Genomic DNA, 23,410 nt, shown 5'->3' with positions numbered 1-23,410 from the left:
GGCGCGGAACGGTTGTCCGCGCTCACCGGCCGGTGAGGCGGCTCTGGGCCGCTTCCCACGCCGCCGGGTCGCCGCGCGGCTCGTAGCGCACCAACGGCTGGGTGCGTACGAGGAGTTCGCGCATGTCGGCGCGGTCGCCGACCAGTCCCCGGGCGCGGGCCTGGACGAGGACGTTGCCCAGGGCCGCCGCCTCGGACGGGCCCGCCACGACGGGCAGGCCGCAGGCGTCCGCGGTGAGCCGGCACAGCAGGGCGTTGCGGGTGCCGCCGCCGACGATGTGCACGACGTCGACCGGATGGTCGGCGAGCGCCTGCGCCTCGGTGACCGCCCGCCGGTGGGCGAGCGCGAGGGAGTCGAGGATGCAGCGGGTGATCTCCGCCCGCGACTCGGGCACCGGCTGGCCCGACGCCCGGCACGCCTGTGCGATCCGGGCCGGCATCCGGCCGGGCGCGAGGAACGCCGTGTCGCCCGCGTCGACGACGGAGCGCAGCGACGGCACCTCCGCCGCGTCCCGGAGCAGTCCGGCCAGGTCCGGGCCGCCCCATTCCCGTACGCACTCCTGGAGCAGCCACAGGCCCATGATGTTGCGCAGGAAGCGGACCGTGCCGTCCAGCCCCAGCTCGTTGGTGAAGTTGGCCGCGCGGCTCGCCTCGGTGAGGACGGGCGCGTCCAGTTCCAGACCCGCCAGGGACCAGGTGCCGGTGCAGATGTACGCGAAGCGCTCGCCAGGGGCAGGGACGGCGGCCACCGCGGACGCGGTGTCGTGCGAACCGACGGCCGTCACCGGCACCGGCCCCGTCAGCCCGGTCTCCTGAAGGACGTGCGGCCGCAGCAGTCCCGCCGGGTCGCCGGGCCTGCGCAGCGGGGCGAACAGCTTCAGGTCGATGCCGAGCCGGTCCGCCACGTCGTGGGACCAGTCGCGCGTGCGCGGGTCGATCAGCTGCGTGGTGGAGGCGTTGGTCAGCTCGGTGCCCGCCTCGCCGGTGAGCCAGTACGTCAGCAGGTCGGGGATGAGCAACAACCGCTCGGCATGCGCCAGTTGGGCCGACGACCGGGCGGCCGTCAGCTGGTAGAGCGTGTTGAAGGGCGCGTACTGCAGTCCGGTCGCCGCGTACAGCTCGGCGGCCGGCACCGTCTCCCACACCCGCTCCGCGACGCCCTGCGTGCGGGGGTCGCGATAGTGCACCGGATTGCCCAGCAGCGCCCCGTCCGCGTCGAGCAGCCCGTAGTCCACCGCCCAGCTGTCGACGCCCACGGAGTCGACCTGCCCCGCGGCCCGCAGGCCGTCCAGGACACCCGCGTACAGCGCGAGGATGTCCCAGCGCAGCCCCTCGGGGACGCGCACCGGCCGGTTGGGGAAGCGGTGCGCCTCGGTGAGCTCCAGCGACCCGGGGCCCACGCGGCCGACCATGACGCGCCCGCTGGACGCGCCGAGGTCGACCGCGGCGTACGTCTGCACGGCCGTCACCGCAGGAAGGCGGCGGCCACGCCGGCGTCGACCGGGACGTGCAGGCCGGTGGTGTGGGTCAGGTCGCCGCCCGTCAGGGCGAACACCGCGTTCGCGACGTGCTCGGGCAGCACCTCCCGCTTCAGGATGGTCCGCTGGGCGTAGAACTCGCCGAGCTTCTCCTCCTCGATGCCGTACGTGGCCGCGCGCTGCGCGCCCCAGCCCCCCGCGAAGATCCCGGAGCCGCGCACGACGCCGTCCGGGTTCACACCGTTGACCCGGATGCCGTGCTCCCCCAACTCGGCTGCCAGCAACCGCACTTGATGGGCCTGGTCGGCCTTGGTGGCGGAGTAGGCGATGTTGTTGGGGCCGGCGAAGACCGCGTTCTTGGAGGCGATGTAGACGATGTCGCCGCCCAGCCGCTGCCGGATCATCACGCGGGCCGCCTCGCGCGAGACGAGGAAGGAGCCGCGGGCCATGATGTCGTGCTGGAGGTCCCAGTCGCGGGCCGAGGTCTCCAGAAGGGGCTTGGAGATCGAGATGCCCGCGTTGTTGACCACGAGGTCGACCCCGCCGAAGGCGAGCACCGCCGTCCTGAAGGCCTCGGCGATCTGCTCCTCGGAGGTCACGTCGACGGCCACGGCGACGGCCTTGTCCGGTCCGCCCAGCTGCTCGGCGACCTGTGCCGCGCCCTCCGCGTTCAGGTCGGCGACCACCACACAGGCACCCTCGGCGACCAGCCGCCCGGCGATCGCCTTGCCGATGCCGCTGCCGGCACCCGTCACGAGCGCCACCCGGGTGGCGAGCGGCTTCGGCTTCGGCATCCGCCGGAGCTTGGCCTCCTCCAGCGCCCAGTACTCGATCCGGAACTTCTCCGACTCCTCGATCGGCGCGTACGTGGAGACCGACTCGGCCCCGCGCATCACGTTGATCGCGTTGACGTAGAACTCACCCGCCACCCGCGCGGTCTGCTTGTCCCTGCCGAAGCTGAACATGCCGATCCCGGGGACGAGGACCACCGCCGGGTCCGCGCCGCGCATCGCGGGGGATCCGGCGTCGGCGTGCCGGGTGTAGTAGGCCGCGTACTCCTCGCGGTACTCGGCGTGCAGCTCCCCGAGGCGGGCGACCGCGTCGTCGAGGGAGGCCGACGGCGGCAGGTCGAGCACGAGCGGCCTGACCTTCGTCCGCAGGAAATGGTCGGGGCAGGAGGTGCCGAGCGCCGCCAGACGCGGGTGCCCGGCGCGCGCCAGGAAGTCGAGGACGACGTCGGAGTCCGTGAAGTGGCCGACCTGCGGGCGGTCCTTGGAGGCGACGGCGCGTACGTACGGCGCGAGGGCCGCGGCGCGTTCCCGGCGCTCAGCCTCGGGGAGCGCCTCGTATCCCTCGACGACCGGTCCGAACGGTTCGGCCTTCCCCCGCTCCGCGAGGAACGCCTCCGCGGTGCGGATGATGTGCAGCGAGTTGCGTTCGCACTCGTCCGCGGTCTCGCCCCACGCCGTGATGCCGTGTCCGCCGAGGACACAGCCGACGGCCCGCGGGTTGGCCTCCTTGACGGCCGCGATGTCCAGGCCGAGCTGGAAGCCGGGGCGGCGCCAGGGCACCCACACCACGCTGTCGCCGAAGCACTCTGCGGTCAGCTTCTCGCCGTCGGCCGCGCAGGCCAGCGCGATGCCGGAGTCGGGGTGCAGATGGTCGACGTGCGCCGCGTCCACCAGTCCGTGCATCGCCGTGTCGATGGACGGGGCCGCGCCCCCCTTGCCGTGCAGGCAGTAGTCGAACGCGGCGACCATCTCGTCCTCGCGCTCCACCCCCGGGTAGACGTCCGTCAGGGCGCGCAGCCGGTCGAGGCGGAGCACCGCGAGACCGGACTCGGTGAGGGTGCCGAGGTCGCCGCCGGACCCCTTGACCCACATCAGCTCGACGTCACCGCCGGTCACGGGGTCGGTCTCGCTTCCCTTGGCGGACGTGTTGCCGCCCGCGTAGTTCGTGTTGCGCGGATCGGCGCCGAGCCGACGCGAACGGGCCAGCAGAGCGGCGGCTTCGGGATGGGGTGCCATGTTCCGGGTCCTTAGAGAGAGTGTGAACGAATAGGCGCGCGGACATCCGCGCGTTGAGCTGTGCCCCGCAAGGGGCGCGGGGAACTGCGCGACCAGCCCACCCCGGCCCGAGGTCCACCACCGGCCTCGGGCCCTACGGCGAGCGGGGGCCCGCACCGGCGGACGGCCGGCTGTGCCCCGCAAGGGGCGCGGGGAACTGCGCGACCAGCCCACCCCGGCCCGAGGTCCACCACCGGCCTCAGGTCCTACGGCGAGCGGGGGCCCGCACCGGCGGACGGCCGGCTGTGCCCCGTAAGGGGCGCGGGGAACTGCGCGACCAGCCGAAGCCGACCGCAGGTCCACCACCGGCCTCGGGCCCTACGGCGGGCGGCGGCCCGCACCGGCGGACGGCTGGCTGTGCCCCGTAAGGGGCGCGGGGAACTGCGCGACCAGCCGAAGCCGACCGCAGGTCCACCACCGGCCTCGGGCCCTACGCCGGGCGGCTGCCCCCACCGGCGGACGGCCGAAGACGCCCGCCCGAGCGGGCCGCCGCCCGCAGGCCACCCCCGGCACCGGGGCCGACGGTGACCGAACCCCGCCCGGGCCGAGCGCAGCGGCTACGCTCCCCACCCCGCCTGCCGCCCCCCGACCCGCTCCTCGGCGATCCGCTCCTGCCAGCCGGACCGGCGGTACGCGGCGACCGGGTCGGGATCCAGACCGAGCTCCTCACGGACCTCGGCCAGCAGCGGCCGTACGTCGGTGTTGTACGCGTCCATCACCACCGCGTTCGCCGCGAGCACGTCACCGGAGCGCTGGGCCTCGGCGAGCGCGGACCCGTCGACGAGGAGAGCCTTCGCCGTGGCCTCCTGGACGTTCATCACCGAGCGGATGATCGCCGGGATCTTGGCCTCGATGTTGTGGCACTGGTCGAGCATGAAGGCGACCTCGGGCGCGAAGCCGCCGCCCCGGATCACCTCGTACATGATCCGGAAGAGCTGGAAGGGGTCGGCGGCGCCCACCATGAGGTCGTCGTCCGCGTAGAAGCGCGAGTTGAAGTCGAAGCCGCCGAGCTTCCCCTCGCGCAGCAGCGTGGCGACGATGAACTCGATGTTGGTGCCGGGCGCGTGGTGCCCGGTGTCGACGACGACCTGCGCCTTGGGGCCGAGCTTGAGGCAGTGCGCGTAGGCGGTGCCCCAGTCGGGGACGTCCGTGGTGTAGAAGGCGGGCTCGAAGAATTTGTACTCCAGCAGCATCCGCTGGTCGTCGCCCAGCCGCTCGTAGACCTTCGCGAGGCCCTCGGCGAGCCGGTCCTGGCGCTCGCGGATGTCGTCCTGGCCGGGGTAGTTCGTGCCGTCCGCGAACCACAGCTTCAGGTCCCTGGACCCCGTGGCGTCCATGATGTCGACGCATTCGAGCAGGTGGTCGACGGCCTTGCGGCGCACCGCGGCGTCGGGGTGGCAGATGCTGCCGAGCCGGTAGTCGTCGTCCTGGAAGGTGTTGGAGTTGATCGCACCCAGCCGCACGCCGCGTTCCTCGGCGTGCTTCGCGAGAGCCGCGTAGTCGTCGACCCGGTCCCAGGGGATGTGCAGCGCGACGGTCGGCGCGGCCCCGGTGAACTCGTGCACCTTGGCGGCGTCGTCCAGCTTCTCGCGCGGATCGCGCGGCACTCCTGGCTGCGCGAACACCTTGAAGCGGGTTCCCGAGTTCCCGTACGCCCATGACGGCGTCTCTACTGCCTGGGTCTTGAGTGCGGCCTTCACCGCGGCGAGCTCGGTCACTTCAGGGCTCCTGTGACTTCGGGTGCGACATCGGTTCTGAACGAGTCGGTCTGAAACGATTCAGAAGCCAGAAGCTATGAGCACCCCGCAGGGCTGTCAACCCCCTCGACCCGGACTGCCTTCCGTGATTCGGTCGTGACCACCGGGTATCGAAAATTTCGACTCGCACCCATTGACGTGACCTGCGTGACCTGCCTAACGTCCCGGCAACCTAGTTGAAACCTTTCACGACGTCGTGAGGCTTCCCCGCCCGCGTCGTTGAGGAGCCCACATGACCCACCGGTCCGACTCGGGTCCGGCCCCCGTGCTGGCGCTCAGGGACATATCGAAGTCCTTCGGCGCCGTACGCGCCCTGCGGGACGTGTCCCTGGAACTCTTCCCCGGCGAGGTGCACGCCCTCGCCGGCGAGAACGGCGCGGGCAAGTCGACCCTCATCAAGACGCTCGCCGGCGTGCACCGACCGGACGCCGGTCAGGTGCTGCTGGACGGGGAACCCACCGTCTTCCACGGTCCCGCCGACGCCCGCGACGCGGGCATCGCCGTGATCTACCAGGAACCCACGCTCTTCCCCGACCTGTCGATCGCCGAGAACATCTTCATGGGCCGCCGGCCCCGGCGCACCCTCGGCCGCATCGACCACAAGGCCACCCGCGCCGCGACCCTGGCCCTCATGCGGCGCCTCGGTGTCGAACTCGACCCCGACCGCCCGGCCCGCGGCCTGTCCATCGCGGACCAGCAGATCGTCGAGATCGCCAAGGCACTCTCCTTCGACGCCCGCGTGCTGATCATGGACGAGCCGACCGCCGCGCTCACCGGGAGCGAGGTCGCGCGCCTGTTCGGCGTCGTGCGCACCCTGCGCGAGCAGGGCTCGGCGGTGCTCTTCATCTCCCACCGCCTGGAGGAGATCTTCCGGATCTGCCAACGGGTCACGACCTTGCGCGACGGTGCCTTGATCTCCAGCGAACCGCTGGACGGCATGACCGAGGACGGCCTCGTGCGCCGGATGGTCGGCCGCGACCTCGACGATCTCTACCCCAAGCAGGACGTCCGGCCGGGCGACGTCGCCCTCAGCGTGCGGCGGCTGACCCGCGAGGGCGTCTTCACCGACGTCTCCTTCGACGTGCGCCGCGGCGAGATCGTCGGCCTCGCCGGGCTCGTCGGCGCCGGGCGCACCGAGGTCGCCCGGGCCGTGTTCGGCGTCGACCGCCGGGACGCGGGCGAAGTGGCGGTCGACGGAAGGCAGTTGACGAACGGCGCCCCGTCCGCGGCCATGGCCGCGGGCCTTGCCCTGGTCCCCGAGGACCGGCGGGCGCAGGGCCTGGTGATGGACATGTCGATCGAGCGCAACATCGGACTCACCGGCCTGCGCTCGACCGTCAGGGCCGGCCTGATGGACCGCGGCGCAGAACGCAGCCGGTCCCTCGACTGGGCCGTCAGGCTCCAGGTCAAGTACGCGCGGATCGCGGACGCCGTCGGCACCCTGTCGGGCGGCAACCAGCAGAAGGTCGTCCTCGCCAAGTGGCTCGCCACCGGCCCCAAGGTCCTCATCGTCGACGAGCCCACCCGCGGCATCGACGTCGGTACGAAGGCCGAGGTGCACCGGCTGCTCTCGCAGCTCGCCGCCGACGGGGTCGCCGTCCTGATGATCTCCTCCGACCTGCCCGAGATCCTCGGCATGGCCGACCGCGTGCTCGTGATGCACGAGGGCCGCCTCACCGCCGAGATCCCGCGCTCCGAAGCCACCGAGGAAGCCGTGATGGCCGCAGCCACCGGGAGGGCCGCCGCATGACGGTGACCGCACCCGACTCCGCGCCCGCCGCCGACGTCTCGAAGTCGAGCGGCACCCGGCTCGTCGACCGCGTCTTCAGGATGCGTGAACTGGCCATCCTGGCCGTGTTCCTGGTGATGATCGCCGTGACCCAGGCGGGCAACAGCGAGTTCCTCTCCGAACAGGGCATCAGAGACCTGCTGCTGAACGCGACGATCCTGGTCCTCGTCGCCACCGGCCAGTCACTGGTCGTGATCACCAGGAACGTCGACCTGTCGGTCGGCTCGACCCTCGGCATCAGCGCCTTCGCGGCCGGCACCTACCTCCAGGGCGGCGGCAGCTCCGCCGTCGCGATCCTTCTCGCGCTCCTGCTCGGCATCGGCTGCGGACTGGTGAACGGACTGCTCGTCAGCCTCGGCCAGGTGCCCGCGCTCGTCGTCACCCTCGGCACGCTGTACATCATCCGCGGCATCGACTCCATCTGGGTCGGCTCCCGGCAGATCACCGCGGCGGGCCTGCCCGACGGATTCATCGACTTCGGCTCCGGCGGCATCTCCGCGGTGCCCTACCTCGCGCTGATCGCCCTGGCGGTGCTGATCGCGACGGCGTACTACCTCAAGCACTTCGGCAGCGGACGCGAGCTGTACGCGCTCGGCTCCAACCCCGAGGCCGCCCGGCTCGCCGGCATCCCCGTCCGCAAACGGATCCTGGCCGCCTACACCTTCTGCGGCGGCCTCGCCGGACTCGCCGGCGCCCTCTACCTCGCCCGCTTCGGCAACGTGGACTCCGGCACCGGCAGCGGCTACGAACTCACCGTCGTCAGCGCGGTGGTGGTCGGCGGCGTCGTCTTCACCGGCGGCTCCGGCAGCGTCTACGGGGCCGCCCTGGGCGCCCTGCTGCTCACTTCCGTCAACAGCGTGCTGCCCGCCCTCGGCGTCAGCTCCGTGTGGGTGCTCGCCATCAACGGCGTCCTGCTCATCCTCGCCATCGCGGTCGACCGCATCGTCGCGCTGCGCGTGGCCACCGCCCTGAAGAAGAGGAACGCCCGCCATGGCTGACTCGTCCCTCGCGCGCGCCGTGCGCCGGTCCGCCTTGAAAAGGTGGGATTCAGCCGTCGGCGCCCTCCTCATCGTCGTCCTGCTGTTCTCCTTCGGGCTCGTCGACGGCTTCGGCAACGCCCTCAACCTGTCGTTCCTGATCGGCAACACTCTGCCCATCGCGCTGATCGCCCTGCCGATGACCCTGCTCGTGGTGGCCGGGGAGATCGACCTCTCCGTCGCGTCCACGGCCGGCCTGTCCGGCGCGGTGATGGGCGCCCTGTGGAACCAGGGCATGTCCATCGAGTCGATCATCCCGCTGTGCCTGCTGCTGGGCGTGGCCTGCGGCCTGGTCAACGGTCTGCTGGTGACCCGGCTCGGCCTGCCCTCCCTCGCCGTCACCATCGGCACCCTCGCCGCCTACCGGGGCATCGCGCAGATCGTGCTCGGCTCCGACGCGGTGACGGACTTCCCCACCCCGTACCTGGACTTCGCCGCCGGACGCATCGGCGGCACGTTCGTCCCGTACGCCCTCCCGCCCTTCCTGGCGCTGCTCGCGATCGCGGTGGTCGTGCTGCACGCCACCCCCTTCGGGCGTTCCCTGTTCGCGGTCGGCGCGAACGAGGAGGCCGCACGCTTCGCCGGCATCCGCGTCCGGCGGCACAAGCTGCTCCTGTTCGTCGCGACCGGACTGATGGCGTCGCTCACCGGCATCTTCTGGGCGCTGCACTACGCCAGCGCCCGCTACGACAACGCCACCGGGCTCGAACTGTCCGTCGTCGCCGCCGTCCTGCTCGGCGGCATCGACTTCGACGGCGGCAAGGGCACGCTCGGCGGCGCGATCGCGGGAGTCTTCCTGCTCGGCGCACTGCAGAACGTGATGAGCCTGAAGGACGTCTCCGCACAGTCGCAGATCGTCGTCACCGGCGTCCTGCTCGTCCTCTCCGTGCTCGGCCCCCGGGTCGCACGGCAGATCTCCGTCGCGAGGGCGGGACGCAGAGCCGCCTCCACCCCGACCCCCGCCTCGTAACCCGTACCCCTCGTACCTTCCGCAAAGGATCTCCGCCATGCGCAAGTCATCGATCCGCCGCACCTGCGCGGCCCTCGCCGCCGTCACCTCCCTTGCCCTGGCCGCCACCGCCTGCGGCGGCACCACCAAGGACGACGTCAAGGACGGGGGCGGCGCCGCCGCCTCGGCCGGCAAGGCCGACCCGAACGCCGCCACCAAGAAGGGCCTCACCGTCGGCTTCCTGCCCAAGCAGGTCAACAACCCGTACTTCACCTCCGCCGACAAGGGCGGCGAGAAGGCGCTCAGGGAACTCGGCTCCAGCTACAAGGAGGTCGGCCCGAGCAGCGCCACCGACACCTCCGGCCAGGTGTCGTACGTGAACACCCTCACGCAGCAGCAGGTCGACGCGATGGCCGTCTCCGCGCAGGACCCGGGCGCCCTGTGCACGGCGCTCAAGCAGGCCATGAAGAACAAGATCAAGGTCGTCACCTACGACTCCGACACCAAGGCCGACTGCCGCAACGCCTTCGTCTCCCAGGCCGGCGCCGAGGACCTCGGGCGCACCGAGGTGCAGCTGCTCGCCGAACAGATCGGCTACAAGGGCGAGATCGCGATCCTGTCGGCCGCGCAGACCGCGACGAACCAGAACCTCTGGATCGACTTCATGAAGGACGAGCTGAAGGACCCGAAGTACAAGAACATCAAGCTGGTGAAGGTCGCGTACGGCAACGACGACGCCCAGCAGTCCTTCCAGCAGACCCAGGGCCTGCTCCAGGAGCACCCGAAGCTGGCCGGGATCATCTCTCCGACCACCGTCGGCATCAAGGCCGCCGCACAGTACCTTTCGGGCTCCAAGTACAAGGGCAAGGTCAAGCTGACCGGCCTCGGCACCCCCAACGACATGCGCAAGTACGTGAAGAACGGCACGGTCGAGGCCTTCGAGCTGTGGGACCCGGCGAAGCTCGGCGAGCTGGCCGCGCGGACCGCGGTGGCCCTGTCGTCGGGGCAGATCTCCGGCAAGGAGGGCGAGACCTTCAAGGCCGGTGACATGGGCTCGTACACCATCGGCAAGGACGGCGTGATCAGTCTCGGCAAGCCGACCGTCTTCGACAAGAAGAACATCGACCAGTTCAACTTCTAGGCAGCGGAGGCTTCTTGATGCAGCGTGTGTGCTTTCTGCTGAAGGTCCGTGCGGACCGCCTCGACGAGTACCGCGAGCGGCACGCCACCGTGTGGCCGGAGATGCGTGAGGCGCTCTCGGCGACCGGCTGGCACAACTACTCGCTCTTCCTGCGGGAGGATGGTCTCCTGGTCGGCTACCTGGAGATCGAGGACTTCGCCGCCGCACAGGCCGGCATGGAGGCCACCGACGTCAACGCCCGCTGGCAGGCGGAGATGGCGCCGTTCTTCGAGTCGCTGGACGGCGCCAGACCCGACGAGGCCATGAAGCCCCTCAGCGAGGTGTTCCACCTCGCGTGACCCCCACCGGACGTGAGCAGCCGCCCGCTCCCGCCCGCACCTCCCGCCCGCACCTTTCGTCCGCCCCATTCGGCCCGACCCCAGGAGTCCCGGACATGAGAAGACGCACCTTGCTGGCGACGGCCCTCGCGGGCGTGGTGGCGGCACCCGGCACGGCGAGGGCGGCCGATCCCGGCCCGGCCGTCACCCCGGCCGGCAGCACCCTCCTGGACGCCGCCGCCCTGTACTTCGTGTCCTACGACGGCCTGGTCAACAACAACTCGTTCCAGAAGAACGGCCTGTTCACGTACAAGGGCCACCAGTACGCGGCCTGGTACACCGCCGACCGCAGCGCGGTCGTGGCCCGCCGGGCGCTCACCGCGTCGACCTGGTCGAAGGTCACCCTCGCCCACACACTCAAGAGCGACGACTCGCACAACGTGATCTCCATGGGAGTGTCCCGGACCGACGGCCGGCTGCACCTGAACATGGACTCGCACAGCGACGGCTTCTTCTACGTGAAGTCGGCGGCCGGGCTGCTCGACAACCCGACGGCCACGGCCTGGACCGCGGCCGCCTTCGGACCCGCGCAGACCACGCTCGACGGACTCGCCCTCACCCCGCAGTTCACCTACCCGCAGTTCGTCGCGACCCCGGAGGGCAGGCTCCAGCTCAGCTACCGGGCGGGCATCTCGGGGAACGGCCGCAACGCCCTCGCGGAGTACGACGGTTCGGCCTGGCGGGCGCTCGGCGAATGGAGCAGCTCCACGGGCACGTACACCAGCGAACACGGCTCCAGCACCGCCCGCAACATGTACCTGCACGGCATCGACTACGACCGCGGCGGCCGGCTGCACGCCTTCTTCACCTGGCGCGAGCAGTCGAACTCCGTCATGTGCGGCAGCGGCGGCATCACCAACCACGACACGGGCTACGTCCACTCCACCGACCGGGGCCGCACCTGGCGCAACGACGCGGGTGCCGTCGTCGGCACCACCGGAGGCACCGACAAGGTCGCCGTGACGGACGCCGGACTCGTCGTCGACGCGCTGAATCCCGACCACTCGCTGATGAACCAGGAGAGCCAGGCCACCGACTCCGCCGGGCTGCCGCACGCGATCATCAGCTATGTGCCCGGCCGCTTCGGCCAGTGCACCACCGGCTACGTCGCCGACCGGACGGCACACGGCCGCGCCTTCCACCTCCGCAAGAACTCATCCGGCGGCTGGACAAAGACCGAGATCCCCGTCCCGCTGAACTCCAGCCAGCGCACCCGGCTCGCCCTCGACCGGTACGACAACGCCTACGCGGTCCTGCCGTTCGGCCGGATCGCCGGCGCGTCGAAGTCCTCCGGGTACACCGACTGGAGGCTGCTGTACGACGGCGGCGCGCTGAACGCCTTCGGGGAGGTCCTGATCGACGAGATGCGCGTCCCGCAGGACGGGATCCTGTCGGTCATGTACCAGGAGAGGTCCAGCGGCACGACTCCGTCCGCGCTGCGCGTCGTCGACTTCCGGCTCCCCTCATGACCACCGGTTTCGCCGGGCCCGCGGGTAATGTGAGCCCCTGCCCGCCGCTTCTCCCCCCTCTGGAGGTCCCTGCCTGATGGCCCAGTCGGTGGGTATCAAGGACGTCGCCCGCGTCGCCGGAGTCTCCGTGGGCACCGTCTCGAACGTCATCAACCGCCCGGACACGGTCGCCTCCGAGACCCGGGCCCGCGTCCAGTCCGCGATAGAGCGGCTCGGCTACGTCCGCAGCGAGTCCGCGCGCCAGCTGCGCGCCGGGCGCAGCCGCATCATGGGGCTGCTCGTCCTCGACATGGGCAACCCGTTCTTCGTGGACGTGGCCCGCGGCGCCGAGCGCGCGGCACGCGAGGCCGGGCTCGGGGTCATGGTCTGCAACAGCGCGCAGAGCGCGGGCGAGGAGGCCGACTACCTGTCGCTGTTCGCCGAGCAGCGGGTCCGCGGAGTGCTGCTGACGCCCGCCGACGCGACCGGACGCAACATCGCGGCGTTCCGCCGTCACGGCATCCCGTTCGTGCTCGTGGACCGGGTGGCCGAGGGCACCACGGAGTGCTCGGTGTCGGTCGACGACGTGGCGGGCGGCGCCCTGGCCGTACGCCATCTCGTCGACGCCGGTCACCGTTCCATCGCGTACGTGAGCGGGCCGCCCGGCCTCAACCAGGTCAGGGACCGCCGCGAGGGCGCCCTGCACGCGCTCGCCGAGGCGGGACTCGGCCCCGACCTGCTGCGCGAGCTGCCCACCGAGCGGCTCGACGTGGCGGCCGGCCGGGACGCGGGCGCCCGCCTGCTCGGCCTCGCCGAGCGCCCGACCGCCGTCTTCTGTGCCAACGACCTGCTCGCGCTCGGCGTGCTGCAGGCCATGTACGCGGCCGGTGTCGCCGTCCCCGAAGACCTCGCGATCGTCGGCTACGACGACATCGAGTTCGCGGCCGCCGCCGCCGTCCCCCTCACCTCCGTACGGCAGCCCGCCGTGACGATGGGCGCCCTCGCGGCAGAACTCCTCCTGGAGGAGACCGAGGCAAAGACGGCGCCGGCCCCGCACGAGCACCGCCGGGTCGTCCTCCAGCCGGAACTCGTGGTGCGCCGCTCCAGCCTGGCGGCACGCTGACCGGCCGTTCAGTTCCGGCCGATCTCCGCACTGAGCGACCGGTCAGTACCGATTTCTTGATCCCCGGCCTCCGCCACCGGCGGAACTTGTGCTCCACTGGGACGCGGCCTGGAATCCGTACGTCTCGGGAGCCCTTTTGAGCACGAGTTATCGTCAGCCCGGTGTCGTCCTCACCGACCGGCACTTCACCGTGCCGCTCGACCACGACCGCCCGACGGGGGAGAGCATCGAGCTCTTCGCCCGCGAGGTCGTCGCCGGCGACCGGGCGGGACAGGAGCTTCCCTGGCTCGTCTACCTCCAGGGCGGTCCCGGCTTCGGCGCCAACCGCTTCGTCGGCAGGCAGGCGTGGCTCGGCCGTGCCCTCGAGGAGTACCGGGTGCTGCTCCTCGACCAGCGCGGCACCGGCCACTCCACGCCCGCCAACCGGCAGACGCTGCCGCTGCGCGGCGGACCCCGCGAGCAGGCCGACCATCTCGCGCACTTCCGCGCGGACTCCATCGTCCGCGACTGCGAGGCCATCCGTCCCGCCGTCACCGGCGGCGCACCCTGGACGGTGCTCGGCCAGAGCTTCGGCGGCTTCTGCACGGTGACCTACCTGTCCACCGCGCCCGAGGGACTGCGCGCCGCCCTCCTCACCGGCGGGCTGCCCTCCCTCGACGCGCACGCGGACGACGTCTACCGGGCCGCGTACCCGCGCATCGAGCGCGAGGTCGCCGCCCATTACGCGCGCTACCCGCAGGACGTCGAGCGGGCCCGGCGCATCGCCGAGCACCTGATCGGGCACGAGCCGGTCCTGCCCGGCGGCTACCGGCTCACCGTCGAGGCCTTCCAGTCGCTCGGCATCCTGCTCGGCGGGGGAGAGGGCAGCCACCGCCTGCACTACCTCCTGGAGCACGCCTTCGTCCGCACCGCGCAGGGCCCGGCTCTCTCCGACGCGTTCCAGGAGGAGGTCCGCAGTCTGCTCTCGTACGCGAGCCACCCCCTGTACGCACTCGTCCACGAGGCGGTCTACGCCCAGGACAGCCGCCCCACCGCCTGGTCCGCGGAGCGGGTGCGCGCCGAGTTCCCGCAGTTCGACGCGGCGAAGACACTTGCCGGGGACGAGCCGCTGCTGTTCACCGGCGAGTCCGTGCACCCCTGGATGTTCGACACCGATCCCGCGCTGCGCCCCCTGCGCGAGACCGCGGAGGAACTCGCCGCGCGCACGGACTGGACACCGCTCTACGACCCGGCCCGCCTCGCCGTCAACGAGGTACCGGTCGCCGCCGCCGTCTACCACGACGACATGTACGTCGACGCAGGGCACTCCCTGCGCACGGCACGCGCCGTCCGGGGGCTGCGCACCTGGGTGACCGACGAGTTCGAGCACGACGGGGTGCGCGCGGGCGGCCCCCGGGTGCTGGACCGCCTGCTGGCCCTGAGCCGCGACGAGGTCTGAGCGTCCACGGCCTCCGGATACCGGTCCGGATGCGCGTCCCGGCGCACGGGACCATCCTGGAGACATGTCCGGACGGGCCCCTGTAGTCGTGCATCCGCCGAACGGCACCGGCGGTCGCCGGGTGACCGCACGCGGTGAGATCCTCGGTCTGGCCTTCTCCGACGAGGACGTCGTCGAGTTCCTCGGCCGCGCCGGTCTGCCCGACGCCGAGGACCTGCTCGACGACCCCGCGTGGGTGAAATGGCGCGGCGCCGACGCGCACCACTACGAAGCGGCGTAGCGGGAGCGGAGTGCCGGTCGGCGAGTCTGCGAACAGCCGACCGGTCATCCGGCTTGCCTGACGGGCTGTCAGGAGGTCAAGGGGGAACGAAGCGTGTGCCCGCAGGTCAGTAGGATGGAGGGCATGCGAGACGAGAGCGGGACGGCCGAGGACCGGCGCCCCGGGCTGCGAGCCGACTGCGACCGGTGCTTCGGGCTGTGCTGCGTCGCCCTGCCCTTCTCCCGCTCGGCGGACTTCGCGGCCGACAAGGACGCCGGAAAGCCCTGCGCGAACCTGGCGGCCGACTTCCGCTGCGGCATCCACACCCGCCTGCGGCAGACGGGCTTCACCGGCTGCACGGTCTACGACTGCTTCGGCGCCGGCCAGCAGGTCTCACAGGTCACCTTCGGCGGCCAGGACTGGCGCTCGGGGCCGCCCGAGCGCGCCCGGCAGATGTTCGACGTGTTCCCGGTCGTCCGGCAGCTGCACGAACTGCTCTGGTACCTGAACGAGGCACTGACCCTGCCGGCCGCCCGCCCGGTCCACGGGGACCTGCGCCGCCTGCGCGCCGAGACCGAGCGGCTCACCCGGCAGACCCCGCAGGAACTGCGGGGGCTGGACGTGGGCGCGCACCGGCAGCAGGTCAACGTGCTGCTGCTGCGCACGAGCGACCTGGTGCGGGCCGGCGCCGGCCGCGGCAAGGGCAGGAACCGGCGCGGCGCCGACCTCATGGGCGCCCGTCTGAGGGGAGCCGACCTGCGCGGCGCCTGTCTGCGCGGCGCCTACCTCATCGCCGCCGACCTCACCGGCGCCGACCTGCGCGGAGCGGACCTGATCGGCGCCGACCTGCGTGACGCCGACCTCACGGACGCCGATCTGACCGGCGCGTTCTTCCTGACCCAGCCCCAGCTCAACGCGGCCGGCGGCAGCGCCGGCACGAAGCTGCCGGAGTCAGTCACCCGCCCCGGACACTGGGCGGCGCACGGCTGAGGGCACCGGCGCGGCGGGGGCCCGGCGGTCCAGGCGCAGCCGCAGTCCCTCCGGCATCAGCGTGAGCCGTTCGGCGACCCGCAGCCGGTACCCCGGCTCGGGCAGCAGCTCGTAGCGGCGCAGCAGCAGCCCCAGCACCAGCGTCGCCTCGTGCAGGGCGAACTGACGGCCGATGCAGGCCCGCACCCCGGTGCCGAACGGTTTGAAGGTGTGCGCGGGGCGGGCGCGTACGGCCTTCGCGTCGAAGCGGCCGGGGTCGAAGCGCCCGGCATCGGCGCCCCAGACCTCCGGGTCACGGTGCAGCATCGCCGTCAGGACCAGCGCCCACGCGCCCTGCCGCATCGGGTGGACCCCGCCGAGCACCGTGTCCTGCCGGGCCTCCCGGGCGAAGGCGGGCGCCGTCGGCCACAGCCGCAGCGCCTCGTCGAGGACCCGGCGCACGTGACGGAGCCTCGCCACCTGGTCGTAGGCGGGCCGGGCGGTGTCGCCCCAGACGCGGTCCACCTCCGCCCTGGCGCGGGCGGCGACGTCCGGGTGCAGGGACAGGTAGTGCAGGGCGAAGGAGAGCGCGCCCGAGGTCGTCTCGTGGCCCGCGATCAGGAAGGTGATGACCTGGCGGCGGATGTTCTCCGGTGTCAGCCGCTCGCCGGTGCGCGGGTGGGCCGTCTCCAGCATCCGGTCCAGCAGGTCCCCGTCGCCGCTCGTGGTGCGGCGGGCCGCCACGACCGCGTCCACCGTGCGGTTCAGGCAGGCCATGTCCGCCTCGTTGCGGCGGCTCGCGCGGCGCAGCAGTACGGGGGCCAGCGGCGCGGGTACGACGTTGCGGCGCTGCGCGTGGGTGAGCGCGCCGACCATCGCGTTCACGAAGGGGTGCGGGCGGGAGCGCTCGAAGGAGCCGAAGTCGTGGCCGAACCCGGTGCGGGCAATCGTCTCCAGGGTCAGCTTGGTCATGTCGCCGGGCACGTCCACGGCGTGCCCGGCCGCCGCCTCCCGGTCCCAGCGGTCCGTCAGCCGCTCGGTCACGGCGAGCATCATCGGGTGGTAGCCCTCCATGGCCTCACGGCTGAAGCCCGGGGCCAGCACGTCGTGCGCGAGCTGCCAGTTGGGCTCGTGGTTGTACGCCGTGAACAGCCCGTCGCCCGCCACCGGGCGGAGGTTGGCGACGCCGAGACCCACGTGCTTGGCGAACCGCGACTCGTCGGCCAGCTCGGCGGCCAGCCGCGCACCGCCGACGAAGACGATCTCGTTGCCGAACGCCTTGCGGCGGAAGATCGGCCCGAGCCGCTCCCCGAAGCGCAGCGAGTCCTGCACGGGGGTACGGACGTCGGCGCCGACCACGTCGCCGATCAGCGGGATCCGGAGCGGCGGACGCGGTATGCGGTGAAGCTCGGGCCAGCCCACCTCCGCACTGCGGAACCCCTTGGGGAGTGCGGCCCCTGCCGTCTGCGCCATCACGCCGTCTCCCTTGCGTCCGCGTCGAGTCGAGCCCGTCGTCGCGCTGTTGTACGTCAGTTCAACAGCGCGGTCAGTGTGGTCCCGTTGTTGAACCGGCGTCAAGTAAGGTGCGGGCATGGCCGGGAAGCAGGGGGACGGGACGGAGCGCACCCGCCGTCGGCTCAGCACCGAGGAACGCCGGGAGCAGCTGCTCTCGGTCGGGGCGAGACTGTTCTCGGAGAGCCCGTACGACGAGGTGTGGATCGAGCAGGTCGCCGAGATCGCCGGGGTCTCGCGCGGGCTGCTGTACCACTACTTCCCGACGAAGCGGGACTTCTTCGCGGCCGTCGTGGAGTGCGAGAGCGGGCGCATGCTGCGGATGACGGCCGCGGTGCCCGGGGTCCCGGTGCGCGAACAGCTCGCGGCCGGCCTCGACACCTTCCTCGGCTATGTCGAGGAGCACGCGCACGGCTTCCGGGCCTTCCACCGCGCCGACGCGGCGGGCGACCGGGCGGTGCGGAAGGTCTACCAACGGGCGCTCGCCGCGCAGGAGCAGCAGATCCTCGAAGCGCTCGCCGCCGACCCCGACCTCGGCTGGGCCCCCGAAAGCCGTCCGGAGCTGCGGATCGCGGTCCGCGGGTGGCTGGCGTTCACCACGGCGGTCTGTCTGGAGTGGCTCAGGGATGGCCGGCTCTCCCGCGCGCAGGTGCGTGATCTGTGCGCACGGGCGCTGCTGGGCGCGATCGCCGCCTGAGAAGAGACGTTCACGATGTGCGGGGCGTGGTTGGCGCACGTCCCGAACTCCGCTAGGTTAGGCAAGGCTTACCTAAGGAGGTTTGGGATGGGTGACCGTCACACCTGGGCGGCAGCGCCTTCCGCAGCCGAACGTGCCCGCTCGGTGCTCGCCGCCGCATGGTCCTGCGCGGTGACCGCGGAGGGCGGCCGGGAGGAGCTCGTCGGCGCGCACACCGTCGGCGCCGACGGCCGGGTGCTCCTGCACGTGCCCGAGGACAGCACGCTGGTCACCGCGGCGATCTGCGCGCCGCGCGGGGAGCCGTCCGCCGTGCTGGAGTTCGCCGACGTCGCGCCCGTCCCGGTACGGAGCCGGATCCGCGCGAGGCTCTGGCTCGCCGGCTGGTTCGCGCCCGACGAGGGACACCTGGCCTTCCAGCCCTCGCGTGCCGTCCTGCGGGAGGCGTCCGGAGCGGTCGTCGTCGACCTCGGCGACCTGGCCGCCGCCCGGCCCGATCCGCTCGCGACGGCGGAGGCGAAACTGCTCACCCACCTCGCGGACGCCCACCCGGACGCGGTCGAGCGGCTGACCCGGCTCGTCGAGCCCGACAGCCTGCACGGCGCCGTCCGCGTCCAGCCGCTCGCCGTCGACCGGCACGGACTGACCCTGCGCATCGAGCGGGCGCGCGGCAACGGCGACGTACGGCTGCCTTTCCACGCACCCGCCGACGACGTCGCCCAGCTCACGGAGCGCATGCACGTCCTGCTCGCACAGGCGAGCGCGGCGGCCTGCCCCCGCTCCCTACAGCGGCAGCGCACAGACGGCGACCGGTGAGGCGAACGGTTTCCCGCTGAGCCGCAGTTCCCCGCTGCCGCGGTCGACCTGGAAAACACTGACCGTGCCCGACTTCTGGTTCGCCGCGAACAGCAGCCGCTCGTCCGGGGAGAACGCGATCTGGCGCGGGAAGTCGCCGCCGACCGGCACGGTGTCCAGGAGCCGCAGTCGGGCACCGTCCGCCTCGACCGCGTACCGGGTCAGGCTGTTGTGGCCCCGGTTGGCGAGATACGCGTACGCCCCGTCCGAGGTGACCAGGATCTGCGCCGGATAGCTCGTCCCCGCTCCCGTCCCGGTCGGCTGGGGGTCGCCCGGCGTCAGGCGTCCGGTGGCCCGGTCGTAGGCGCAGACCACGACCGTGTTGTCGACCTCGTTCGCCAGATAGGCGAAGCGGCCCCCCGGGTGGAAGGTCAGATGGCGCGGACCCGCGCCCGGACGGGTGTGCGCCTCGGAGACCTCGGCCAGCGTGCCCTCGGACACGTCGAGCCGGTACGTGTACACGGTGTCGGTGCCCAGGTCGACGGCGAGGACATGACCGCCGTCGGGGCCGGTGACGAACTGGTGGGCGTGCGGGCCCTGCTGGCCGGGTCCCGGGCGGGGGCGGGAGTGCGTGACGAGGTCGGTGCGCTCGCCGAGCGCGCCGGAGGCGTCGATCGGATGCACGGCCACGCTTCCCGAGCCGTAGTTGGCGCTGAGCAGCCAGCGCCCGCCCGGGTGCACCGACAGCTGGCAGGGACCCGAGCCCCCGGTACTGCGCGTGCCCAGGACCTTGTTCCCCTTCGCGAGCCGCACGGCCGTCACCCCGCCGTCCGGGCGCTCGTCGACGGCGTACAGCGTGCGGCCGTCCGGGTGCACGGCCAGATACGACGGGTCGGCGACGCCGGTGATCGTCCCGGCCCCCGTGATCCGTCCCGTCGCGGCGTCGTACGTCGCGAGGCCGATGCCCCGGCCGCCGCCCTCCACCGAGGTGTAGGTGCCGAGGAAGAGCGGGCGGGGGCCGGACGGGCGGGCGGGTGGAGAGACGGAGTCCGGCGCCGGCTCGGACGGCGTGGAGGGGGCCGCCGCGTCCGCCGGCGAAGGGGCCCTCGGCGCGACCGGCGCCGGAATCGCCGTCACGGCGGCGGCGGCCGTGACGGTCCCGACGAACCGGCGCCTGCTCCACCGGCCGCCGCCCGGACTCCGCTCCGCTGCTCCACCACTGCTCATGCCTGCACCTCAGGGGTCGGTCGCCTCGGCTGTGACAGCCACCTTGACGCGGCGCACCCTCCCCATGCAAGAAAGACAACGCCCTTTGCGAGGCTCGCAACGGGCGCTCGCGCTCACCAGTCGCCGTCCCCGACCGGCGCGCCCGGCGCGTCCCCGAGCGGTTTCACCTGGTGGGGCGACGGCTGCTGCCAGGGATCGAGGTCGTCGCCGAGCCACTCGCCGACCGGCTTCACCCCGCCGAGGGTGTCCGTGGGGGCGACGTCCGCGGCGTCCTGGTCGTAGTAGTCGAACCAGGGCAGACCCGCGCGGGTGTACGCCGCCCGGTCGACCGGCGTCGGCGGCGGTGCCTCGCCGGTGATGCGACGCCACTCCGGAGGCGTCACCAGGTGCACGAACACGCGCCCTGCGGGCTCCTCGGCCCAGCTGCCACGGGGCCGCTCGTCCCGGTAGACCTCCTGGCGCATCGAACCGCCCACCCCGAGCCCCATCGCCGCCGCCCGCCGGGGAGCGCCGCCCGCCGGAGCGGCGCCGGGAGCGGGCGGCGCCGCGGAGGCGAACGGCGCGGGCATCGCGCCGAAGCCCGCGGGAGGCTGCACCGCCCGGACCCGCTCGGCCCGGACGCGCTGCTCCTCGCGCCACTCGGCCAGCCGCCGCGCGTTCAGCGGGAAGGACTGCAACTGGACTCCGCCCCACACCTCCTCGCCGGTGACCTGCCCCTCGACGGTGGCACCGAGACCGAGGGGCACCGCCACGAGCTGGCGGACCGTCCCCTTGCCCGAGTTGATGCCGTCGAGCCAGGGCTGACGGGGCAGGACCACGTAGTTCTGAGGGCGCCGGCGCAACCGGGCGCTCCACGGCCTGCCCGAGATCGCGCACACCTTGCCGACACCGACCTGAAGGGCGGCCGGCTCCTGCGAACCCCCGAAGCCGAGCCACATGGCCTCGCGCAGATACACCGGAAGCATCACCCCGCCCCGGGCCCGCCAGCCCTCGGGCACCCGGTCCGCGTAGTCCTCGACACGGCGCACCGGGAACTCGCCGAGGCCGGGCGGGAGTCCGTGCGTGCCCGTCTCCGGCAGCCGGAGCGTGCGCATGAACCGGATCCGCACGTCCCCCGGCAGCAGCAGTGAGTTTCCGTCGATCCGCACGGTGCCGTCGGGCATCCGGACGCTCCCCTCGTCGAGCCGGCTCCACGCGTCGCCGCGGCGCCACGTCAGGTAGAACGCTTCGAGGGGGAGCGGTGGTTCCGCCACGGCAGGCCGGAATGCCGCCGCCCGCGGCGCAGCCGGCGCGCGTGCTGCTGCAGGCGGGCGAGCCGCGGCCAGCGCTCGCGCTGCTCACGGGTGCAGCGGTCCAGCTCCTCCAGCAGACGCCGTGACCGGTGCTCCATGTCGAGCTCGTCCAGGATGCGGTTGACCTCCGTGAGCACGGCGCCGTGCAGGTGCCACAGCCGTGCGTCGCGCTGGACGCCGTCCAGCAACAACTGGGCCAGCTTGTCGCGCGTGGCGGCCGCAGCGGCGAGTTCCGCGCTGAGGCGGGCCTCCGCGGACTCCGCGCTGCGGCTCACGTCGGTGGTCACCAGGACCGCGAAGCTGACGACGGCGTCGCCGACCTGGGACAGGAGCTCCTCCAGCGCCGCGCCCACCTGGGCGTCGAACACCGGCTCGGGCTCGTGTTCCTTGGCGAGATCCGTGAAGCTGCGCGCGAGCACCCGCAGGACGACGGTGCAGATCTCCAGCGTGTCGAGGCCGGTGCGCAGCACCACCCGGTGCAGCAGGCCCTCGCGGACGCGCGGATTGAGCTTCAGGCTGTCCTCCGCCTGGCGCAGTGCCCCGTCCACCTCGGCGATGTCGTGGTCGAGCCGGCGTGCCTCGTGCAGTCGCGCCGCCGCTTGTGCAAACGGGGTGCGTCCCGCGGCCTCCTCGCCGAGCCGCAGCATCAACTGCCGCATCCGGCGTGCCAGGTCCTCGATGGACTCCCCGGCGGCGTCCACCCACACCGGGGGAGCGAACAGCAGATTGCAGGCGAGGCCCACCACCGCGCCGATCACCGTCTCCAGCACGCGGGCCCACGCGTAGTCGCCCACCTTCGTCACGCCGAGGACCAGCATGGCGCTGATCGCCACCTCGGGCACGAACTCGCTGACCCGCACGAGGTGCCCGACGGCCAGCGAGGCGATGATGAGCAGCGCCAGACTCCACCAGGTCAGACCCACCAGCACGCTGAAACCGATGGCGACCAGGACACCGGCGACGACCGAGTTCACCCGGCGCATGCTCGTCGTGATCGTGCCGTACAGGGTGACCTGCACGACCAGCAGAGCGGTCAGGGGAGCGGTGAGCGGGGCGGCCTCGGGGCTGAGCCGTACGGCCACCACGTACGCGATCGTCGCCGCCAGAGTCGATCTCAGCGCCTGCACGACGGCGGGTTCCCGGCGTCGCTTCACGAACCGTACGACGGACGTCCGCCACTCACCACGTGCCTTTTGCATCCTTGCGCTGTTCCCCTTTCACAGGTGCAACGAACGTTTTCTTCCGTACTCATTCAGGACCGTAACTGTCCGCAAGTGTGCCTGGGTTGTTCTCGACGGGTCAGGTGAGGGAAGGGGACCGTCCTGGTCGGCACGGCGGGCATCGGGTTGCTGTCGCGGGCGCACACCTGTCCGCGTGAGGTGGTCGCGGCCGTACCGGAGCGGGCCTGGGGCCCGACGCCCTGCGGTGGGTGGACCGTACGCCAGGTAGTCAATCACGCGCGTCTCGATCAGCAGGCGTACGGCGCTGTCGTCACCGGACACGGACCCGTTCGACCCCGCCGACGCGCTCCCGGGGCGGGCCCCGAGGGGCCGGCCCGTCAGGCGGACAGTTTCGCCAGGAAGGCGGACAGGTTGCCCACGGTCCGCGCGATCTGCTCGTCCAGGGTGAGCGTCTCCTCGAAGCGGCCCCCGTGCTCCGGCGCCTTCCTGCCCCGCACGTAGAGCGAGCAGGCGAGGTCGGTGCACATGTAGGTCCCGACCGAGTTGCCCTCGCGCCCGGCCGCGCCCGCCTTGCGGGCCGTCATCAGGGAGACGCCGCTGCCCGGATGCGTCGTCAGACAGAGCGAGCACATGCTGCGGTGCAGCATCCCGCGCCGGGACGAGGGGAGCCGCAGCGTCACGCCGACGAGCCGGTCCCCGTACTCGGTGACGAGACAGCTGCGGTCGGGCGCTCCGGGATCTCGCCACCCGAGGAAGTCGAGGTGCTCCCAGGGCCGCTCGTCCAGGTCCCGCGGAACCGCGAGACGTTTCGCCTCCCCCTTCGAGCAGTTGACGAACGAGTTGCGGATGTCGGTCTCGGTGAGCGGTCTCACGGGGGAA

General features: G+C 72.3%; 20 protein-coding genes and 1 pseudogene. 13 read left to right on the top strand and 8 right to left on the bottom strand.

The window, feature by feature from the left end:
* Nucleotides 1-22: 22 nt before the first annotated feature.
* The 3 genes from AC069T_RS15595 to rhaI form a co-directional block, all read right to left on the bottom strand.
* A complete protein-coding gene (locus tag AC069T_RS15595) occupies nucleotides 23-1,459 on the bottom strand; it encodes a rhamnulokinase (RefSeq protein WP_478783246.1) in 1,437 nt (478 codons plus the stop codon).
* A 5-nt stretch (nucleotides 1,460-1,464) separates the two neighbouring features.
* Nucleotides 1,465-3,504, bottom strand: coding sequence for a bifunctional aldolase/short-chain dehydrogenase (locus tag AC069T_RS15590; protein WP_478783245.1), 2,040 nt, complete (start codon nucleotides 3,502-3,504; stop codon nucleotides 1,465-1,467).
* A gap of 596 nt (nucleotides 3,505-4,100) precedes the next feature.
* A complete protein-coding gene (gene rhaI / locus AC069T_RS15585) occupies nucleotides 4,101-5,261 on the bottom strand; it encodes an L-rhamnose isomerase (RefSeq protein ID WP_478783244.1) in 1,161 nt (386 codons plus the stop codon).
* Nucleotides 5,262-5,532: 271 nt separating this feature from the next.
* On the opposite strand from rhaI, the gene AC069T_RS15580 reads away from it, so the two are divergent.
* The 10 genes from AC069T_RS15580 (at nucleotide 5,533) to AC069T_RS15535 (ending at nucleotide 15,851) form a co-directional block, all read left to right on the top strand.
* The gene (locus AC069T_RS15580; protein ID WP_478783243.1) at nucleotides 5,533-7,050 is read left to right on the top strand and encodes a sugar ABC transporter ATP-binding protein; all 1,518 of its coding nucleotides are present in this window, start codon (nucleotides 5,533-5,535) and stop codon (nucleotides 7,048-7,050) included.
* Nucleotides 7,047-8,087: an ABC transporter permease gene (locus tag AC069T_RS15575; RefSeq protein ID WP_478783242.1), complete on the top strand. Its 1,041-nt coding sequence runs from the start codon at nucleotides 7,047-7,049 to the stop codon at nucleotides 8,085-8,087. The genes AC069T_RS15580 and AC069T_RS15575 overlap by 4 nt, the downstream gene beginning before the upstream one ends.
* Nucleotides 8,080-9,096 (top strand): ABC transporter permease, encoded by a 1,017-nt coding sequence (locus AC069T_RS15570; RefSeq protein ID WP_478783241.1) that lies wholly within the window; start codon nucleotides 8,080-8,082, stop codon nucleotides 9,094-9,096. Before AC069T_RS15575 ends, AC069T_RS15570 begins: the two co-directional genes overlap by 8 nt.
* Before the next feature lie 37 nt (nucleotides 9,097-9,133).
* The gene (gene rhaS / locus AC069T_RS15565; protein WP_478783240.1) at nucleotides 9,134-10,216 is read left to right on the top strand and encodes a rhamnose ABC transporter substrate-binding protein; all 1,083 of its coding nucleotides are present in this window, start codon (nucleotides 9,134-9,136) and stop codon (nucleotides 10,214-10,216) included.
* Nucleotides 10,217-10,233: 17 nt separating this feature from the next.
* Entirely contained in the window at nucleotides 10,234-10,554 is a 321-nt protein-coding gene (locus AC069T_RS15560; RefSeq protein ID WP_478783239.1) for an L-rhamnose mutarotase, read from the top strand.
* A 95-nt stretch (nucleotides 10,555-10,649) separates the two neighbouring features.
* A complete protein-coding gene (locus AC069T_RS15555; protein WP_478783238.1) occupies nucleotides 10,650-12,062 on the top strand; it encodes a BNR repeat-containing protein in 1,413 nt (470 codons plus the stop codon).
* A gap of 76 nt (nucleotides 12,063-12,138) precedes the next feature.
* Nucleotides 12,139-13,164, top strand: a complete 1,026-nt coding sequence (locus AC069T_RS15550) for a LacI family DNA-binding transcriptional regulator (RefSeq protein ID WP_478783237.1) — start codon at nucleotides 12,139-12,141, stop codon at nucleotides 13,162-13,164.
* Between the two features lie 136 nt (nucleotides 13,165-13,300).
* On the top strand, nucleotides 13,301-14,602 hold the full coding sequence (locus AC069T_RS15545; protein WP_478783236.1) for an alpha/beta fold hydrolase: 1,302 nt from the start codon (nucleotides 13,301-13,303) through the stop codon (nucleotides 14,600-14,602).
* 64 nt (nucleotides 14,603-14,666) lie between these two features.
* The gene (locus AC069T_RS15540; RefSeq protein WP_358852076.1) at nucleotides 14,667-14,882 is read left to right on the top strand and encodes a hypothetical protein; all 216 of its coding nucleotides are present in this window, start codon (nucleotides 14,667-14,669) and stop codon (nucleotides 14,880-14,882) included.
* Between the two features lie 123 nt (nucleotides 14,883-15,005).
* Nucleotides 15,006-15,851 carry a pentapeptide repeat-containing protein gene (locus AC069T_RS15535; RefSeq protein ID WP_478783235.1) on the top strand — a complete coding sequence of 282 codons (846 nt, stop codon included), beginning with the start codon at nucleotides 15,006-15,008 and terminating at the stop codon, nucleotides 15,849-15,851.
* Here AC069T_RS15535 and AC069T_RS15530 read toward each other — a convergent pair.
* The gene (locus AC069T_RS15530; RefSeq protein WP_478783234.1) at nucleotides 15,813-17,303 is read right to left on the bottom strand and encodes a cytochrome P450; all 1,491 of its coding nucleotides are present in this window, start codon (nucleotides 17,301-17,303) and stop codon (nucleotides 15,813-15,815) included. The genes AC069T_RS15535 and AC069T_RS15530 overlap by 39 nt on opposite strands.
* A gap of 118 nt (nucleotides 17,304-17,421) precedes the next feature.
* Here AC069T_RS15530 and AC069T_RS15525 point away from each other — a divergent pair, with 118 nt between their 5' ends.
* Together AC069T_RS15525 and AC069T_RS15520 are read left to right on the top strand one after the other, a co-directional pair.
* Entirely contained in the window at nucleotides 17,422-18,039 is a 618-nt protein-coding gene (locus AC069T_RS15525; RefSeq protein WP_478783233.1) for a TetR/AcrR family transcriptional regulator, read from the top strand.
* Between the two features lie 87 nt (nucleotides 18,040-18,126).
* On the top strand, nucleotides 18,127-18,852 hold the full coding sequence (locus AC069T_RS15520) for a DUF2470 domain-containing protein (protein ID WP_478783232.1): 726 nt from the start codon (nucleotides 18,127-18,129) through the stop codon (nucleotides 18,850-18,852).
* Here the strand turns inward: AC069T_RS15520 and AC069T_RS15515 are convergent.
* The 3 genes from AC069T_RS15515 to AC069T_RS15505 all read right to left on the bottom strand — a co-directional run bounded on the left by AC069T_RS15515 (nucleotide 18,820) and on the right by AC069T_RS15505 (nucleotide 22,549).
* On the bottom strand, nucleotides 18,820-20,058 hold the full coding sequence (locus tag AC069T_RS15515) for a lactonase family protein (protein WP_478783231.1): 1,239 nt from the start codon (nucleotides 20,056-20,058) through the stop codon (nucleotides 18,820-18,822). The two genes, AC069T_RS15520 and AC069T_RS15515, sit on opposite strands and share 33 nt — an antisense overlap.
* Before the next feature lie 113 nt (nucleotides 20,059-20,171).
* Complete coding sequence (locus AC069T_RS15510; protein ID WP_478783313.1) at nucleotides 20,172-21,221, bottom strand: hypothetical protein; 1,050 nt, start codon at nucleotides 21,219-21,221, stop codon at nucleotides 20,172-20,174.
* Nucleotides 21,222-21,271: 50 nt separating this feature from the next.
* Entirely contained in the window at nucleotides 21,272-22,549 is a 1,278-nt protein-coding gene (locus AC069T_RS15505; protein ID WP_478783230.1) for an FUSC family protein, read from the bottom strand.
* A 180-nt stretch (nucleotides 22,550-22,729) separates the two neighbouring features.
* On the opposite strand from AC069T_RS15505, the pseudogene AC069T_RS15500 reads away from it, so the two are divergent.
* Nucleotides 22,730-22,885, top strand: a pseudogene (locus AC069T_RS15500) (maleylpyruvate isomerase N-terminal domain-containing protein); the annotation flags it as partial.
* Between the two features lie 23 nt (nucleotides 22,886-22,908).
* Here AC069T_RS15500 and AC069T_RS15495 read toward each other — a convergent pair.
* On the bottom strand, nucleotides 22,909-23,403 hold the full coding sequence (locus AC069T_RS15495) for an FBP domain-containing protein (protein WP_478783229.1): 495 nt from the start codon (nucleotides 23,401-23,403) through the stop codon (nucleotides 22,909-22,911).
* Nucleotides 23,404-23,410: the final 7 nt, after the last annotated feature.

Source organism: Streptomyces sp. NPDC043867, from assembly GCF_056435845.1.
Note: the sequence above shows the minus strand (reverse complement) of the source record. Positions and strands in the feature narration are given on the sequence as shown.

Excerpts from the sequence above, each read along its gene's own strand:
- AC069T_RS15525 (WP_478783233.1), top strand. The coding sequence starts at position 17,422 with ATGGCCGGGAAGCAGGGGGACGGGACGGAGCGCACCCGCCGTCGGCTC.
- AC069T_RS15590 (WP_478783245.1), bottom strand. The coding sequence starts at position 3,504 with ATGGCACCCCATCCCGAAGCCGCCGCTCTGCTGGCCCGTTCGCGTCGG.
- AC069T_RS15540 (WP_358852076.1), top strand. The coding sequence starts at position 14,667 with ATGTCCGGACGGGCCCCTGTAGTCGTGCATCCGCCGAACGGCACCGGC.
- AC069T_RS15560 (WP_478783239.1), top strand. The coding sequence starts at position 10,234 with ATGCAGCGTGTGTGCTTTCTGCTGAAGGTCCGTGCGGACCGCCTCGAC.
- rhaS (WP_478783240.1), top strand. The coding sequence starts at position 9,134 with ATGCGCAAGTCATCGATCCGCCGCACCTGCGCGGCCCTCGCCGCCGTC.
- AC069T_RS15535 (WP_478783235.1), top strand. The coding sequence starts at position 15,006 with ATGCGAGACGAGAGCGGGACGGCCGAGGACCGGCGCCCCGGGCTGCGA.
- AC069T_RS15575 (WP_478783242.1), top strand. The coding sequence starts at position 7,047 with ATGACGGTGACCGCACCCGACTCCGCGCCCGCCGCCGACGTCTCGAAG.
- AC069T_RS15550 (WP_478783237.1), top strand. The coding sequence starts at position 12,139 with ATGGCCCAGTCGGTGGGTATCAAGGACGTCGCCCGCGTCGCCGGAGTC.
- AC069T_RS15570 (WP_478783241.1), top strand. The coding sequence starts at position 8,080 with ATGGCTGACTCGTCCCTCGCGCGCGCCGTGCGCCGGTCCGCCTTGAAA.
- AC069T_RS15520 (WP_478783232.1), top strand. The coding sequence starts at position 18,127 with ATGGGTGACCGTCACACCTGGGCGGCAGCGCCTTCCGCAGCCGAACGT.
- AC069T_RS15510 (WP_478783313.1), bottom strand. The coding sequence starts at position 21,221 with ATGCCCGACGGCACCGTGCGGATCGACGGAAACTCACTGCTGCTGCCG.
- AC069T_RS15515 (WP_478783231.1), bottom strand. The coding sequence starts at position 20,058 with ATGAGCAGTGGTGGAGCAGCGGAGCGGAGTCCGGGCGGCGGCCGGTGG.
- AC069T_RS15530 (WP_478783234.1), bottom strand. The coding sequence starts at position 17,303 with ATGGCGCAGACGGCAGGGGCCGCACTCCCCAAGGGGTTCCGCAGTGCG.
- AC069T_RS15580 (WP_478783243.1), top strand. The coding sequence starts at position 5,533 with ATGACCCACCGGTCCGACTCGGGTCCGGCCCCCGTGCTGGCGCTCAGG.
- AC069T_RS15555 (WP_478783238.1), top strand. The coding sequence starts at position 10,650 with ATGAGAAGACGCACCTTGCTGGCGACGGCCCTCGCGGGCGTGGTGGCG.
- AC069T_RS15505 (WP_478783230.1), bottom strand. The coding sequence starts at position 22,549 with ATGCAAAAGGCACGTGGTGAGTGGCGGACGTCCGTCGTACGGTTCGTG.